The following is a 16,609-nucleotide window of genomic DNA, read 5'->3' as shown; positions in this document are numbered from 1 at the left end:
AACCAAATGAGACAAAACGTCGTCATTCCACGCTATTATTTGCCTCAACTCTCCGCTTTGGATAGTCATAATAATACAGTGTGGCCAGTTCAGCCGTGATTGCCTGCCAGCAATCTACCTCAAATCCAAACACAACAATCCCACTGGTGGGTATATTATCGACAGCCATTCCCAAATTTTTTGCCAATTCGGTCACTGCTGGGTTATGGCCCACCAGCATCAACCGGTCAACGACATCGTTACAGTCACGGATGCTAGTTAACAACTCATCAGCGGATTCAGTGTAAAGCGCAGTATTTGAAGCTAGCTTTGGCTGACTCATTAACTGTTGGGAAAACAAATAACCCGTTTCTAACGCCCGTAGGGCGCTACTGGTTAATATGAGTTGAGGCCCCATTTGCCAGGCATTTAGACGGTGGGCCATATCGGGTATGTTTTTCTTACCGCGCTCATTAAGGGGGCGCTCATGATCATCGAGTGTAGGATCATCCCATGCAGATTTCGCATGACGAACCAAAAACAATAGCTTCATCGCACTCCTCCCAAACAGTCAAACTGCGTTCTACACAGCAACACCGTAAGTATAAGCAAGAAGCAAAGGGGTCAAGATGTTCAAATTATAGAAAAGACATGGGTAAACACTACATCGCTGATTTTACCGCACGCGCTAAACGGTCTGCAGCCTTGACCGGATCCACGGATTTCGCATCGAAGAAATTGCTGACCACATCGAAAATGGCCGCCTGCACATAACTTGTCGTTGCAAGCCCTTGTGACACACTGGGTACGAGGCCACCGTGTATAACGGTTTGTTTGAACGCGGCTTGTGAGTCTTGTGCACACTGATCAAAATTGGACAGATCCATATCCATCCGCACCGGGATCGACCCTTTACTGCGGTTAAACGCAGCTTGAAAGGATTTATCCAATATGGCGCGCGCCAAATCTTTTTGCGCTTGTTGACCCGCTTTATCCCTTAAATTAAAAAAGGCAAAACTATCGATATTATAGGTAAATTCCCCTGCCGTACCTGGCGCCGCGACACAGATATAATCTTTCCCCGGAATTTTGCCTTCAGCTTCAAATTCACCTTTTACCCAGTCACCCATGATTTGCATCGCCGCTTCACCGCGACTCACCATCTCGGTGGCACTATTCCAGTCTCGTCCTCGGTATGCTGGGTCGATATAATCACGCATGCGACGAAACTGGGTGAACACCGCCACCATTTTGTCGCCCGTCAGCACCGACATATCTAACTCAACAAATGCGCGGTTATAATCATCTGCACCTAACACCGCCAGTGCGACTGCTTCAAATAAGGTGACGTTTTGCCACGGTTGACCACCATGAGCCAGAGGGATATATCCGGCTTGCTTAATCTTGTCGGCAGCAATAAAAAATTCATCCAGTGTTACAGGTACCTTTACCCCGACTTTGGCAAAGATATCCGGATTAGCCCATAACCAGTTTACACGGTGAATATTAACCGGTACGGCCAGATAGTCACCCTTGTACATCATGATCTGCCTCGCTACGGTCGGTATGATCTGCTGCCAATGCTGCTCTTGGGCAATATCATTTAAGTTCATCAAAAAGCCAAGTTGCCCCCACTCATACAACTCATGGCCTTTTAACTGCGCCGCTGACGGTGGATTGCCTGATACCGCCCGGGTTTTTAACACCGTCATAGCACTGTCTCCACCACCACCAGCAATGGCGAAATCCTTCCACTGGTTTCCCTGTGACTCAACTTTATCTTTCAATATGGAAAGCGCACGATCTTCACCGCCCGATGTCCACCAGTGCAACACCTCTACCTCTCCAGCCGTTGCATTACACCCGGCCAAGGCAAGTACAAGGGATAACAATGTTGTTGCTGGTTTCATACTATTCATACTTTCGTTACCAAGCGGGGAATATATACTTCAACTTCTAATCCACCTTCGGCGGCATTGTGGATGGCCAGATCACCACCGTGAGCATGTATAATATTACGCGCGATACCTAAACCGAGACCGTGGCCATCTTCATCGGTTGCAATTCGTACATACGGTTCAAACACCGCATCAAGCGATGCTTCGGGTATACCAGGGCCTTGATCTTTAATAATGACAACCAAGGCTTCTTTCTTATCAATAATGATCAGCTGTACGTCATGACCATACTTAACCCCATTATCAATCAAGTTTGTGAAACAACGCTTGAGCGCCAGCGGTTTACCCATGATGGGGGCAATTTTACTCTCAGGAATATGTACTTTTACGGTTTCTTGATTATGTTGTTCGGCAATGCTCGCCAGCAAGGTCTTCACATCAACCTGAGCCAGGTTTTCATGCAGATCGGTATCTTTCACCGCCTGTAGGGCCCCTTTCACCATCATTTCCAACTCATCTAAATCATGGTTGAATTTCTCTATTTTGCTTTCATCATCAATCAGTTCAGCACGTAACCGTAACCGAGTAATCGGGGTTTTTAGATCATGAGAGATAGATGAAAATAACTGCTCGCGATCATCGATATAGCGTTGTACCCGTAGCTGCATACGGTTAAAAGCCCGCGTCGCTGTCACTAACTCACTGGCCCCTTCTTCTTTTAAGGGGGGTTGGTAAATATCAAAACTCATCGCATTAGCGGCATAGGCTAACCGCTTGAGTGGTTTAGTCTGGCGACGGATCATGAAGAAAGTGAACACCAGCAGCAAGGTGGTAATAAACAGCATGAACACTACTTGCTGACGGGTGATTATATCGTCGCTGAGTGTGACATAAGGAGCAGGTAATAACGCCGCAATATACAGCCATTCATTTTTGGCCAGTTCCAGTTGCACCACTAAGATAGGCGGGTTAAGCGGCTCAAGCGTAAGCGTGTAATGTGCCCACGAACGGGGTAAATCTTGTAATAGAATATCGTTTTTCAGAACGTGTAAGGTCTCGGGACGTGAGAACTCAACCTGAATAACATTCAATCGTGGCAGTTTTTCTCTTAGCTCATGTTTAAAGACATCAATCGCTGTTCGCTTCATCAATGAGTCAGGAATGGGATCAATTAAGATCTCTTCTTGGTTTAACGACACAAAGAAGCGCGTACCTCCCATATTGCGCAGTTGATCAAGCACGATATGGCGATATTCCAACGGCAGCGACTGAAAAAACGTCACTGTAGAGGCAAACATATTGGCCATGCTGGCAGAGGCAGATTCCAACCCAGCCAAATCTCGCTGTTTAGATTGCGCATACCAGATCCCCGTTGCGATAACCTGTGCCAGAAATACAGCCAGTAACGTAAACCAGAGGGTACGGGCCAACAGAGATTGCGGCCACCACTTTCGAATATTCATTAGACGTATCCATACAGGCAACCTCATGCTTTATCGTAAGCCGGGTTGCCACGAGTCACGGGGAGAATTACTACTCTTCGTAAATCACATCAGCATTAAAGGAATAGCCATTGCCACGAATGGTTTTGATCAATCGTTGTTGTGAGCCCGTATCACCAAGCCGCTGACGTAACCGGCTCAGCTGCACATCAATGCTTCGCGCTGATGGTGTCGCCTCTCGGCCTCGGGTGGCAAAAGAGATGGTATCACGATCAAGTACTTCATTCGGGCGAGTAAGAAATAGCATCAACAGAGCAAAATCACTGCCACTGAGATCATATTCTTTTTCCTTCACTTGATCCCGCAAGCGTTGCGCAGCGGTATCTAAGCGCCAATGGGCAAAACGAATGGCTTTGGGAGCGGTTGGCAGCTGTTGGGCTTCAGTCGGCTTAACTCGTCGTAACAGCGCTTTGATCCGGGCCATAAGCTGACGCGGACTAAACGGTTTAGCAATGTAATCATCTGCCCCCAGCTCCAGACCGATAATCTGATCCATTTCATCAGAAACAGCCGTCAGCATAATGATCGGCACGTCTGAAGTTTTACGAATATACTGGCAAAGAGTAAAACCATCATCACCCGGCATCATCACATCCAACAAGATAAGATCAGGGTAACCCATCGCCAAGCGGCGCTTCATGTCTTCCCCTTCAGCAGCCGTCGTAACGGTAAACCCGGCTTTAGTCAGATACTCATCAAGCAACTCACGGATGTCTTGATCATCATCCACAACAAGCACTTTCTTGCTTAAACTCATTCTTTTTTCCTATTGCCCAAATGGCATTACATTTACCACGATGCTCAGACTCGAAGCCAAGATCGCGTAACGAGGTTAGGCGACTCCCATCTCGATTTTGTATTTTGACACTGCCCGTTCAAAAAACTCACGCTCATCATCATCGGTAATGTTATGTGTCATCTCGGCAAACACTTCATAGCCTTTCTTCGCGTTCTTAACCTGCCACACCGCGTAGGCCGCTTGCTTATCCAGTTCTATACGATTTTTTTCTGCCTCGGAAAGCAATGTCAAATTGTGCATAATCAATACCTGACGCCGATTAATAAATTACGGTCTGATTCTAGCGAATTTCAGCGTCAATACCAACGACAAAGCCACCTCAAAGGATCAGCTTGACTCTTAATGCTATCGCGTTTATTGCTCGTCATATTTCTCATCATCAGACAACAATGCATGTCACGACATCAATGATCGCCACATCATTGCAACTCGCGCAGGATCCACCCTATCAAAGTAGTACATCGTACCTTGATAAATACATCCAAATCAGACAATCAAATAAGGAATTTAAATAAGATGAAAAGGGGGACATTCAGATATGAAAAAAGGCCGCGAAAGCGACCTTTTATAACCAGCTTATCTTGCTGCAAATAAAATAAATTCATTTACTATAATGTGAATCTAAAATGAAATATTTATCTAAATGCAGGTTCTGATATTAGTGCTTGTTTGTCGCATTTTGTGAATCACATGCGCCCAATGCAGCAGAAACAGAAATAGCTGGAACTAGTAAGTAATCAGTTGAGCAAGTTTTATCTTTGTTAAAAGTAGTACCAGTACAACCTGTAAGAATAGTCGCAGCAGCAACAACAACAAAAGCCAACTTAGCAGTAACTAATTTCATGGTAATTCCAATTCCAAGTAAATGTATGATTTTAAAATGGTACCACAGAGGAATATGAAATTGGTAGGCTAATTTTAAAATTATTTAAAAAAAATCAACGAGCAAAAAAATGTGAGTAAATAATAAACAACACTGCAGAGAAAATAGTTCAGATTTGGTATATACCTTAACGTTAAATGAAGTAAATAAATGGTTATCTATCGGTAATTGATATGCTGAAATATATAATTAATCTTCATTTGTAGCGACTAAAATGAATGCTTTTATAATACCAAAATATTACTCATTGATTTGTTACATAATAAAAACCAGCATTTACTTATTGATCACAATATATGGATTATTCTTTCTCCCTAATGATGTGATATAACGCAGGATTCAGAGTAAGATCCGTGCGTTCAATTTAACGGAAATAAGCATGGGAATGGCTATATTGAAAGAACGTGGGTATACATTAAAAACCCAATAACCACTTAACACTGAGAAAAAAACCAAGAATGACAACCGTGGTCAATCCTACACTCATTATAGGACTTAAGGTAACAAAGCAAGGATTGCGGATAGCATCCGTTAATGTCGGCTCATTCAGTGCTGCCTGCTTTTGAGTCTGATTCTGCTCATGGGACTGCTCCTCCAGATAGTGATGAATGGTTTCGATAGATTCATCGACAGAATCAATGACCTGTGCCCCTAGCCATTGTTCGCGATCAATCAGTTGCATGGGCTCAATATTGCGAGGTGTACTAAAGTGACCAGTACGGCGATCTATCACTGAGATAGATAACCATGCATCATGGTGCCCCCATACCCAGCACGGCAAATAAATGCCATCAATATTCACTTGACTGGGGTAAGGGAATTCAATGTCGTTTATCCGCATCAATAACTGCTCTGTCGAGTCACTGATTACTTGAACGGGTTGCCAACAATACGTCAACCAATGAGAAAAATTATTACGAAATGCCGATTGGCGTAATGGGGCTAATCGGGATGCACCTCTCAACATATACTCAGCCTGTTGCTGCTGAGAGACAGAAGTGAGCGAGATGGGTAAAAATGGGACATGCCGCCCTAAAGCAGACTCCTGCAATATGATCCGGTTAACCTGCTCAACTGTTGACGTATAGTGTGCATAGTTGGTCATGGGGAGCCTCCAGAGCGATTCTCTACCTTCTAGGTATTGTATGAAAATCGCGCTGAAACTACTTTGACCCGTATCGTATTTTATTTATTGAACCATGGACACCCTCAGGAAAACCACATTATGCAGTCTGCCTGTTGCTATAAGCTGGTACCAATACCGAACAAAATTGAATTATTGGTCACATCACCCATATCGCGGTACTCATAGCCTAACGATAAATCAATAAAAGGCAGCAGGGTAAACACAAAACCGGCCCCCCCCGTAAACCCCCAGCCATCATCACTGCCTTTCATGCCAGAGTTTTCAATATCGTAATCGTAATAGTTCGTTCCCGCCTTGGCATAAAGATTACCAATCAAAAGTGGCAAATCACCACGAATAGTGATGGGGAAAGCGGTATAATCAATATCATTCTTCGCTGACTGGCCATCTGCATTAATTTCAGCGCTTCCCTGTACCACTCCAGCATTCACACTGATCATGTCATTAAACTGATAAGCGGCATTTATCCCATATTCGAAACCATAGTCATCATGACCATCATATTTAATCTGTGCGGCACCTGCCGTTGCCCCCACCGACAAGCCAAAAATATCGGCTGATGCTGGCGCGGTACAGATCAGTAGAAAAAAACCAGCACTTAACACTCTTTTCATATTCATTCCTCGAAAACGGTCCTATTGGTTAAGAGGTAGTGCGGTTCGCGGAAAATTACCAATTTCATTGATACTTCCGTGCTAGAGGTCACTCTGTTTCAGGTTTTTTTCCCGGTTACCCATCCGCCACGCAGTGCAATCGATTACAATTTGGCACGTTAATCCATTTTGTCGATCACATAACATTGAATTCTAATACCTAACAAAAAAGAATAAAACATGTTGATTTTGCAGATAAACACGCTAAGGCTCGGCCTTTTTTGACGTTTACCCCCCCAAGATAACGCAAACGATCCCCTTCTCACTTTCAACATATTTGGTAATCAATGAGCTATTTTTGTTTAAGAGCAAGACAATTTGTGATCATGATCGCGAGATTGTATGCATCACTTGCTTACACTTTCCCCATCAAAACAGTAAAAATACTAGATACTTGGAGTGAACTATGGCTACCCCACACATCAATGCTGAAGTCGGTGATTTTGCAGAAACTGTCCTGATGCCAGGTGACCCTCTGCGCGCCAAATTTATTGCCGAAAACTACCTTGATGATGTCAAGTTAGTGTGTGATGTTCGCAATATGTTCGGTTATACCGGCACCTACAAAGGCAAGCCTGTCTCTGTCATGGGACACGGTATGGGTATCCCTTCATGTTCTATCTATGTCCATGAACTGATCAAAGATTTCGGTGTTAAAAATATCATCCGTATCGGTAGCTGCGGTGCCGTTCATGACGATGTTAAACTAATGGATGTGATCATCGGTATGGGCGCATCAACGGATTCCAAAGTAAACCGCATTCGTTTTAACAACCACGATTTCGCTGCCATTGCGGACTTCGGTCTATTGGAAACCGCAGTGAATGAAGCTCGCGCCCAAAACGTACCTGTTCGCGTGGGTAATGTTTTCTCTGCTGACCTATTTTACAGCCCGGAAGCTGATCTATTCGAAAAAATGGAAAAGCTCGGCATGCTAGGTGTTGATATGGAAGCCGCTGGTATCTACGGTGTTGCTGCTGAACTTGGCGCTAAGGCATTGACGATTCTGACTGTGTCTGACCACATCAAACGAGGTGAAAAACTCAGCTCTGAAGATCGCCAGAAGTCCTTTGCTCAAATGATGGATGTGGCGCTGGAAACCGCTATCAAGTTGTAATAACAGATTGTTAGTTTCTGTACTGGCGTGATGAGCATCGACTTCGCAGCTCAATATTCTGTAAAATGTGGCGTCTTACACAATTTAAGCGATGTTACTCGTTAACATCTGGCGCAGTTGCCTGAACATGGTCTATTGCAGAAACTAATGGTGCAGAGCAGTGAAATACCTGCTCTGTACCACCCCTTTTAAAACTATAAGCAGCTTTAGCAAAATTCCGGCTGTGTGTTTGTTGCTTATGCTCATAGATAAGATTAGGCTGATGCGATGAATACTCGCCACACCGACACCCCCGAATCTCTGTTGCCAGAAGCCTGCAACGGCCATCAACTCAATCATTGCAAAACAGTGAGCTGCAAAAATTTTGGCTCAACGAATACCCATCACTACGTCTTCCAACGTAGTAATCCCAACAGACCGGCTCTGGTCTGCCGCGAATGTGGGGCTTTTCCTCCTATCATCAGCAACTATGATGTCATGCAGGAAGTGCAGCGGCTAAAACAACTGCAAAATGCAGGTATGCCTGCTTGTAGTAATCCTGACTGTGAAAATCTGGAATTACCCGTGCTTACCCATCGTCATCTCTACCACGCGTTTGGTTTTAGTGGCGATCGTCAGCGCTACCGTTGTAAATGCTGCCAGACAACGTTTGTTGACCGCTGGTCAGGCACTAATACCAAAAATGCACTTCAGCAGACAATGCTGGCGATGTTATTTACCGGTTATTCAGTACGTGATATCTGCCGCCGACTCAGCATGAATCCCAAATCGTTTTATGATCAGCTTTCACATATTGCTAGCCGATGCCGTCGTCAGTTGGCGATGTTTGATGCCCGTCTTTGCAAACAGGCCCAACAGTTATCTCTGGCAACCAATATGTGTGTACTGCAACCCGATAGTGACAATGGGGTGATCTGGATTGCCAGTGGTGAAGCGAAATCGGGCTATGTTCTCGCGCAAGATATCAATTACCAAACAGCCACGCCCCCAGATAACAGCGAACAGTCGCTCAATAGCAATACAGCTGAAAGAGATACACCGGATGGGCATCATAACCCATACCGCCGTGGGGCTCGTTTTATGCCACCGCAACCCGATCGCAAGGTTGCAATCGAACATTCGCGACCAAACGGGTTACTGGCTCAGATAGACGCCACTTACCGGGAGGCGATGTCACGCCCCAACTTAGAAGATCTGCTATCGAATAAAGCGCGAGTTAATTACCCGAGCAAAGGATGCTTAATTCGGCCACAGTACACCGTTTACGCCCACAATTTGCACCTGCGAGAGATGCTCTACAATAACGAAGAATTGTCGTTTTTTATGCCGCTGGAGCCGATGCTTCGCTCTGCTTGCATTTCTGTGTTTTTTGACCGAATAAAACAGAAAACGATCCACCCGGTATACGTTGAAACGGATTCGGATTGGCAGCATGGCCAGCACGCCAAACATATTGACATCGTGCTCATTGGTTGGTGGCGAGATCGTTGGGCATTTACTCGACAGGATGAAAACAGCAAAGGAATCTGTCATCTTGGCGGAGAAAAAGGCAATGAGGGACACTGGTTAGAAACGGCATCCCACAGCGCAATTACCCGCTATCAACAGCAATGCCAAAGTCAATTCAGCCAGTTGATCAATGAACCTCGGCGTAAATTACGGCCTGGCGGATTACTGCCATTATTAGACATCTACCGCGCATGGCATAACCTCTGTCATCAAGACAAAACAGGGGTAACACCAGCCCAGAAGCTCGGCCTTGTCACCGCGCCGTTAACACTGGAGCAATTGCTTAGTTAAATAACTGTACCCTCGCCCCTCAAAGCCTCCGTTACAGCGAAAATCTATTGGCTTCTCATCAAGACGCAGATTTATAGCGATCGTGGTCTCACATCCATACCAATGTCAAATAATGGCGGTGAGATCGTGTTTCTTCTCGTAATACGGGCAATAGAGTTGATTCTTCACTGTCAGTTATACCACACTCCAATACAGGAACAGGCCTACACAATGTGGCCAGATATTCGCCGATGAATTCGTTTGACGAACCCGCATTCTGACCGTGGTTCTTTAAACAAGGCGGCGTGAGAATGATTGGATGTCGAGAGGTATGAATTGGTGACAATAATTCCTAATAGAATAAAACCAATACTACTGTGTTGTATGTTGTTTATTGGTATTGTACCCACCGTTGCTTATAACTGGTTAAGTAGTGATAAACTCACCACGGTTGCCACAGAACAAATCATCAATGGTTTAAATACCCGTACCGAACTTGCCGCCCATAACCTTGACGATATCCTGACTCAACGCTTCCTCAGTATTCAAAAGTTAGCAAATTCACCAGTCTTTCTCCTTGCACCAGAACAAACGCTCGGCCAGGGTACATTCATTCAAGACTACCTCAATGAATTGACTAAGGTTGATTCAGGATTTAGTCGTATTGACCTCATTGAATTACGTCAACAGCACATCACCCTTGTTGCAGGTTCTGAGCTATCCCCCAAAAACACACTTACACACTATTTAGATCAAACCGGTATTGCTGATCTTACTGACGCACTGTATCTACTCACCTCCGGACAACGTCACTTGGTTTTTTCCGAACCGCATTATGACGCGAACAACGCCTACTTGTTTATCATCAGTCCGGTTATCCACACTCATCATGAAACAGATGACAGTGAACGTTTTTTAGTCATTAAATACCAACTGAATGAACTCAACAGCCAGCTGACATTTCTCGGTGAACGGATCAGCGACACGGACTATATCATGCTGATCAACGAGGACGGTGGAACCGTTTTGGCGGGTCGTCACCAAGGTAAAGATGTCACTACCTTTAAGAACATCGACACCCTATTCCAAGACCGCCTCCATCAGTTCGCCCCTTTACAACCTACCGTAAATAATTCACTGCTAAGCTTTCAAAACTGGCAAGGGGAAACCATGCTGGCAACCCTGGTTCCGCTAACTTTCCAGCAAGCTGGCTTGTCTCGATGGACGCTTGTCTCTATTACCCCCAAAAGTGCAGTTACGACAACATTAGTTTATCTCCAGCGCTACTTCTTAATCGCATTACTCGCAACCGCCAGTGTTGTTATTATACTTTCTTTGATGCTAAGCCGACGGATCACCGTCCCAATTGCAAAGCTGTCACGCTTTGCCGCCCAATTTAAACTTGGCAACTATAGCCGCAATGCCGATTTTAAGGGCCCCTATGAATTTCAAGTCTTGCATGATGCTCTCAATCAAGGGGCAGATAAAATATCGATAGATAAACAACTTCTCAATCAAGCGCTACAGAAAGCGGAATCAGCCGACCGCGCTAAATCTGCCTTCTTGGCCAACTTATCCCATGAGATCCGCACCCCGATGAATGGGATGCTGGGGCTTACTCAGCTACTACTGAAAACAGACTTAAGCAAAGAGCAGAAACAGCACTTACGTACTTTGCTCGATTCGGGCAACCACATGATGGGGCTGCTCAATGATATTCTCGATTTTTCTAAAATTGAACGGGGCCAACTCACCCTCGACCCAACCCACTTTTGCTTTACCGATTTAATCGACTCGACCGACAGCACCTACCATTCGCTGGCTAAAGAAAAAGGCATTGGCTTCCATATCCACTGCGATTTCGACCAGCAACGCTGGTTTTATGCCGATAAAGCCCGGATCCGGCAAATTCTCTTCAACATCATCAGCAATGCGATTAAATTTACTGAAAATGGACGGGTCGATATTAATCTCTCGCTTGAGGATCATGGAGAGACACAATCGCAGCATCTGACTATTATCATTAAAGATACAGGCATCGGTATTGCCCCTGATCGTATTCATTCTATTTTTGACCCATTCGCCCAAGCAGAGGCCTCAACCAGTCGCCGTTTTGGTGGTACCGGGCTTGGCCTCAGTATCGTCAAACAACTAACTCAATTAATGCAGGGTGATATCCATATTTCAAGTCAACCGGGTATGGGGTCGAGCTTTACTATTAGCCTTCCTCTGGAACACGGCCACTACAAAGAAGACACCACACCTATCCCCCACTTAGATCACAATACTTTTGACAACTTGAATGTATTAATTGTTGAAGATAACCATCTCAATGTAATGATCATTGATAGCTTTCTTAAACATCGAAGTTTCGCCACAAGTGTCGCCGAAAACGGCGCAAATGCACTTCGAGCAATAGAAGCTCAACCCTTTGATCTTATTTTGATGGATAACCATATGCCGGTTATGGATGGGGTAGAGGCCATTAAACGCATCCGTCAGCTCCCGGCCCCAACGTGTGATACTCCCATTTTTGCTTGTACCGCAGATGTATTCGCTGAAACCCAACAGAAAATGCTCGATGCTGGCGCGCAATGCGTGATCACAAAACCGCTGGATGAACAAAAGTTGGTTGATGCACTTCTGCGGTTCAAGCCACAGATCACGGCGAGGAAGCAGCAACGCCTCTCAACACCACAATCAGCATTAATTCATACTCACAGCGGTAGCCATAAGACCTCTGCCACATCAAACATATCTCGTGATAATAGCCGTTCACCGACTCTGCCAGACACCACGCCAAGCCGAACAGTAACACTGGATGAAGACCCCATCTTAGACACGTTTAACCAGACTAACCGCTCTGACGGGGATGACAGCATAGGCACAATACACAATGAACACCGAGTGCTAGATGATATCAACCACCGTAGCTCACTGTCAGCGGAACACTTTCAACACGTCGAACTCGTTACATTGCTGGATCTCATGGACAATGACCATGATATCGTCATTGAATTTTTACACATGTTCTGTGAGGAACATGGCAATGATGCAGAGCGCTTTGAACACTCGCTGAATGAACCAACGCTAGACAATGCACTGCTGATCAGTCACTCCCTCAAAGGCGCGGCTGGCAGCATCTCAGCCCCTCGGGTTTATCAGGCCGCTATGGCTATAGAGAAACAAATTAAGCAACAGCAACGCCCTAGCAGTGATGACATCACAGCACTTAAGCAGACACTCAATGAGCTTGTCGATGAAATTCACCAACAATTGGATGAACGACAGCCATCTCCCCCTCGCCAATAAGCCTCTTAAAATTGCTAGGGGGTAAGCTCTTTTGCTCAGTGTTTGTTCAACTGCTATTTCTCATCAAAACAAAAGATCACAAGCATGATCATATGCTCACCAAATTGACGCTATATTTTCGCTGATAAATGTCTACAAATCGCTTGATGAGTATTTACTCTTTTAAAAAGCACCAATTAATGTGACAAGGGCACGTTTTGTCTTGCATTTGTATTGACAAAATTCCTTGAAATGATAATCATCATACTATCAATTGTTCTTACACATTCCATATGTTCACTAATAATGTTTTTTGTTTACTGCGGAATGGTTAAGAAAACGTAATCATGACTTTACTAGCGAATTTTTCGGCTAGCATTGAAACAAAGTCCACACGTATAAGGTCGATAGATATGAGCACAAAACTGGAACAACTGCGCGCGCTAACAACTGTTGTTGCTGACACGGGCGACATTGAAGCAATCAGTAAATACCAGCCTGAAGATGCGACAACTAACCCGTCGCTAATCCTGAAGGCCGCTCAGATAGCTGAATATGCTCCTCTTATCGATCAAGCTATTGCATACGCAAAAGCACAAAGCGAAAACAAAGAGCAGCAAATCGCTGATACCTGCGACATGCTGGCCGTTAATATTGGTAAAGAAATCCTAAATGTTGTTCCTGGCCGTATCTCTACAGAAGTAGATGCGCGTCTGTCTTTCGATACAGAAGGCAGCATCGCCAAAGCTCGCCAGTTAATTAAAATGTACAATGATGCAGGTATCGCCAACGATCGTATTCTGATCAAACTAGCATCAACCTGGGAAGGCATTCGCGCAGCGGAAGTGCTAGAAAAAGAAGGCATCAACTGTAACCTAACCCTACTATTCTCATTTGCCCAAGCGCGTGCTTGTGCTGAAGCAGGTGTATTTCTGATCTCTCCATTCGTTGGGCGCATCATGGACTGGTATAAAGCTAAAGAAGGCCGTGATTTCGAACCAACAGAAGATCCAGGCGTAGAATCTGTTACCGCCATCTACAACTACTACAAAGAGCACGGTTATAACACTGTCGTTATGGGTGCAAGCTTCCGTAATACGGGTGAGATTCTAGAACTTGCTGGCTGCGACCGCTTAACAATTAGCCCTCAGCTGCTACAAGAGCTAGAAGATGCGCAAGGTGAAGTGATCCAGAAACTAGTCACTGCTACTGATATTAAACCATGTCCTGCAGCCATGACTCACTCTGAGTTCCTATGGGAACACAACCAAGATGCAATGGCGGTTGAAAAGCTAGCAGAAGGTATCCGTAATTTCGCGATTGACCAAGGTAAGCTAGAAGCGATGATCGCTGAGCGCCTATAAGTACAACAGCATTCAGAAAGCGGCTAAATAGCCGCTTTCTCCCTTTTTTGATTAAGACAATTTCATAGTGGATAGAAATATGGAACATAATGCGCTTTCTCGCAAAGATCTGGCCAATGCCATTCGTGCCCTAAGCATGGACGGTGTACAACAAGCTAACTCTGGCCACCCTGGTGCCCCTATGGGCATGGCTGACATTGCTGAAGTATTGTGGCGCGGCCACATGAACCACAACCCACAGAATCCACAGTGGGCTGATCGCGACCGTTTCGTGCTATCAAATGGCCACGGTTCAATGCTGATCTACTCTCTGCTTCACCTGACAGGCTATGATCTATCAATTAATGATCTGAAAAATTTCCGTCAACTGCACTCTAAAACACCTGGTCACCCAGAATATGGCTACACACCAGGCGTTGAAACGACCACGGGCCCACTGGGTCAAGGCATCACCAATGCCGTAGGTATGGCTATGGCAGAAAAAGCTCTGGCTGCCCAGTTCAACCGCGATGGTCACGATATCGTCGATCACCACACTTACGCGTTCATGGGCGACGGCTGTCTAATGGAAGGTATTTCTCATGAAGCGTGTTCACTAGCGGGTACATTGGGCCTAGGCAAGCTAATCGCGTTTTGGGATGACAACGGCATCTCTATCGACGGTCACGTTGAAGGCTGGTTCGCTGATGATACCCCTAAGCGTTTCGAAGCTTACGGCTGGCATGTTATTCCTGCGGTTGATGGCCACGATGCAGATGCTATCAACGCCGCTATTGAGGCAGCAAAAGCAGAAACCAGTCGTCCAACACTGATCTGTACTAAAACCATCATTGGTTTCGGTTCACCAAACAAAGCCGGTTCTCACGACTGCCACGGTGCCCCACTAGGCGCTGAAGAAATTGCGGCAGCACGTGAATTCCTAGGCTGGAATTACGGCCCATTTGAAATTCCTGCAGATATCGCTGCAAAGTGGAATGCCAAAGAGGCAGGCGCAGCGAAAGAAGCAACGTGGAATGATAAGTTCGCAGCATACGCAGCAGCTTACCCAGAGCTTGCTGCTGAATTCACCCGTCGTGTCAACGGTGAGCTGCCTGCACAGTGGGAAGAAAAAGCCAATGCAATCATTGCTGATCTGCAAGCTAACCCTGCCAATATCGCTTCTCGCAAAGCTTCACAGAATGCCCTAGAAGCATTCGGTGCGATGCTACCTGAATTCATGGGTGGCTCTGCTGACCTTGCGCCATCCAACCTGACCATGTGGTCTGGCTCTAAATCACTGACAGCGGATGATTTCTCCGGTAACTACATTCATTACGGTGTACGTGAGTTCGGCATGACGGCAATCATGAACGGTATCACCCTACACGGTGGTTTTGTTCCTTACGGTGCAACCTTCCTGATGTTCATGGAATATGCGCGTAATGCGATGCGTATGGCTGCACTGATGAAAATTCAGAACATCCAGGTTTACACCCACGATTCAATCGGTTTGGGTGAAGATGGCCCAACTCACCAGCCTGTTGAGCAAGTTTCATCACTACGCCTGACACCTAACATGAGCACATGGCGTCCATGTGATCAGGTAGAATCAGCAGTAGCCTGGAAACTGGCGATTGAGCGTAAAGACGGCCCATCTGCGTTGATCTTCTCGCGTCAAAATCTGGCTCAGCAGCCACGTACAGACGCACAGGTAGCTGATATCGCTAAGGGTGGTTACATCCTGAAAGACTGTGATGGCAAGCCTGATTTGATCTTTATCGCTACCGGTTCTGAAGTTGAACTTGCCGTACAAGCAGCTGCTCAGCTAACTGCTGAAGGTAAGCAAGTACGTGTGGTATCTATGCCAGCAACAGATGCATTCGATAAGCAAGATGCCGCTTACCGTGAATCAGTCCTACCATCAGATGTAACCGCACGTGTTGCGATTGAAGCGGGTATTGCCGATTTCTGGTACAAGTACGTTGGCTTCGATGGTCGCATCATTGGTATGACTACCTTTGGTGAGTCTGCACCAGCCGATGAACTCTTCAAAATGTTCGGTTTCACTGTAGAAAATGTCGTTACTACTGCAAAAGAGCTTCTAGCATAATATCGCGACTTTCTCATACCAAAAAAACCAGACAGATGTCTGGTTTTTTTATATTACTAATTTTGTATTAATTTCATGCCCAATCCCAAAGTACCTCACAAAATAACA

At 45.5% G+C, this 16,609-nt stretch carries 13 protein-coding genes; 5 read left to right on the top strand and 8 right to left on the bottom strand.

The genetic code is table 11. The annotated features are described in order from the left end of the window. Positions 1-22 precede the first annotated feature (22 nt). The 8 genes from L4D12_RS06635 to L4D12_RS06600 all read right to left on the bottom strand — a co-directional run bounded on the left by L4D12_RS06635 (position 23) and on the right by L4D12_RS06600 (position 6,822). Complete coding sequence (locus L4D12_RS06635; RefSeq protein WP_428447036.1) at positions 23-532, bottom strand: SixA phosphatase family protein; 510 nt, start codon at positions 530-532, stop codon at positions 23-25. Between the two features lie 109 nt (positions 533-641). After that, positions 642-1,889, bottom strand: a complete 1,248-nt coding sequence (locus L4D12_RS06630; RefSeq protein WP_428447102.1) for an ABC transporter substrate-binding protein — start codon at positions 1,887-1,889, stop codon at positions 642-644. A gap of 5 nt (positions 1,890-1,894) precedes the next feature. Then, positions 1,895-3,340, bottom strand: a complete 1,446-nt coding sequence (locus L4D12_RS06625) for an ATP-binding protein (RefSeq protein ID WP_428447035.1) — start codon at positions 3,338-3,340, stop codon at positions 1,895-1,897. A 70-nt stretch (positions 3,341-3,410) separates the two neighbouring features. Further along, positions 3,411-4,136: a response regulator gene (locus L4D12_RS06620; RefSeq protein WP_428447034.1), complete on the bottom strand. Its 726-nt coding sequence runs from the start codon at positions 4,134-4,136 to the stop codon at positions 3,411-3,413. A 75-nt stretch (positions 4,137-4,211) separates the two neighbouring features. Beyond that, positions 4,212-4,418, bottom strand: a complete 207-nt coding sequence (locus tag L4D12_RS06615; protein ID WP_428447033.1) for a DUF3283 family protein — start codon at positions 4,416-4,418, stop codon at positions 4,212-4,214. Positions 4,419-4,836: 418 nt separating this feature from the next. After that, positions 4,837-5,022 (bottom strand): DUF4223 family protein, encoded by a 186-nt coding sequence (locus tag L4D12_RS06610; protein ID WP_428447032.1) that lies wholly within the window; start codon positions 5,020-5,022, stop codon positions 4,837-4,839. Positions 5,023-5,476: 454 nt separating this feature from the next. Then, complete coding sequence (locus L4D12_RS06605) at positions 5,477-6,166, bottom strand: hypothetical protein (protein ID WP_428447031.1); 690 nt, start codon at positions 6,164-6,166, stop codon at positions 5,477-5,479. A gap of 137 nt (positions 6,167-6,303) precedes the next feature. After that, complete coding sequence (locus L4D12_RS06600) at positions 6,304-6,822, bottom strand: porin family protein (RefSeq protein WP_428447030.1); 519 nt, start codon at positions 6,820-6,822, stop codon at positions 6,304-6,306. Positions 6,823-7,267: 445 nt separating this feature from the next. Here L4D12_RS06600 and deoD point away from each other — a divergent pair, with 445 nt between their 5' ends. From deoD to tkt, 5 genes are all read left to right on the top strand, one after another. Next, positions 7,268-7,978 (top strand): purine-nucleoside phosphorylase, encoded by a 711-nt coding sequence (deoD, locus tag L4D12_RS06595; protein ID WP_428447029.1) that lies wholly within the window; start codon positions 7,268-7,270, stop codon positions 7,976-7,978. A gap of 267 nt (positions 7,979-8,245) precedes the next feature. After that, a complete protein-coding gene (locus L4D12_RS06590; protein ID WP_428447028.1) occupies positions 8,246-9,778 on the top strand; it encodes a transposase in 1,533 nt (510 codons plus the stop codon). A gap of 318 nt (positions 9,779-10,096) precedes the next feature. Next, entirely contained in the window at positions 10,097-13,069 is a 2,973-nt protein-coding gene (locus L4D12_RS06585) for a hybrid sensor histidine kinase/response regulator (protein WP_428447027.1), read from the top strand. A gap of 392 nt (positions 13,070-13,461) precedes the next feature. Next, positions 13,462-14,412 (top strand): transaldolase, encoded by a 951-nt coding sequence (tal, locus tag L4D12_RS06580; RefSeq protein ID WP_428447026.1) that lies wholly within the window; start codon positions 13,462-13,464, stop codon positions 14,410-14,412. A gap of 79 nt (positions 14,413-14,491) precedes the next feature. Next, positions 14,492-16,501 carry a transketolase gene (gene tkt, locus L4D12_RS06575; RefSeq protein ID WP_428447025.1) on the top strand — a complete coding sequence of 670 codons (2,010 nt, stop codon included), beginning with the start codon at positions 14,492-14,494 and terminating at the stop codon, positions 16,499-16,501. Positions 16,502-16,609 lie beyond the last annotated feature (108 nt).

It is taken from the genome of Photobacterium nomapromontoriensis, assembly GCF_050336815.1.
Lineage (GTDB): Bacteria > Pseudomonadota > Gammaproteobacteria > Enterobacterales > Vibrionaceae > Photobacterium > Photobacterium nomapromontoriensis.
This window is presented reverse-complemented; position numbering and strand designations above follow the sequence as displayed.

Excerpts from the sequence above, each read along its gene's own strand:
- L4D12_RS06635 (WP_428447036.1), bottom strand. The coding sequence starts at position 532 with ATGAAGCTATTGTTTTTGGTTCGTCATGCGAAATCTGCATGGGATGAT.
- L4D12_RS06630 (WP_428447102.1), bottom strand. The coding sequence starts at position 1,889 with ATGAAACCAGCAACAACATTGTTATCCCTTGTACTTGCCTTGGCCGGG.
- L4D12_RS06625 (WP_428447035.1), bottom strand. The coding sequence starts at position 3,340 with ATGAATATTCGAAAGTGGTGGCCGCAATCTCTGTTGGCCCGTACCCTC.
- L4D12_RS06620 (WP_428447034.1), bottom strand. The coding sequence starts at position 4,136 with ATGAGTTTAAGCAAGAAAGTGCTTGTTGTGGATGATGATCAAGACATC.
- L4D12_RS06615 (WP_428447033.1), bottom strand. The coding sequence starts at position 4,418 with ATGCACAATTTGACATTGCTTTCCGAGGCAGAAAAAAATCGTATAGAA.
- L4D12_RS06610 (WP_428447032.1), bottom strand. The coding sequence starts at position 5,022 with ATGAAATTAGTTACTGCTAAGTTGGCTTTTGTTGTTGTTGCTGCTGCG.
- L4D12_RS06605 (WP_428447031.1), bottom strand. The coding sequence starts at position 6,166 with ATGACCAACTATGCACACTATACGTCAACAGTTGAGCAGGTTAACCGG.
- L4D12_RS06600 (WP_428447030.1), bottom strand. The coding sequence starts at position 6,822 with ATGAAAAGAGTGTTAAGTGCTGGTTTTTTTCTACTGATCTGTACCGCG.
- deoD (WP_428447029.1), top strand. The coding sequence starts at position 7,268 with ATGGCTACCCCACACATCAATGCTGAAGTCGGTGATTTTGCAGAAACT.
- L4D12_RS06590 (WP_428447028.1), top strand. The coding sequence starts at position 8,246 with ATGAATACTCGCCACACCGACACCCCCGAATCTCTGTTGCCAGAAGCC.
- tal (WP_428447026.1), top strand. The coding sequence starts at position 13,462 with ATGAGCACAAAACTGGAACAACTGCGCGCGCTAACAACTGTTGTTGCT.
- tkt (WP_428447025.1), top strand. The coding sequence starts at position 14,492 with ATGGAACATAATGCGCTTTCTCGCAAAGATCTGGCCAATGCCATTCGT.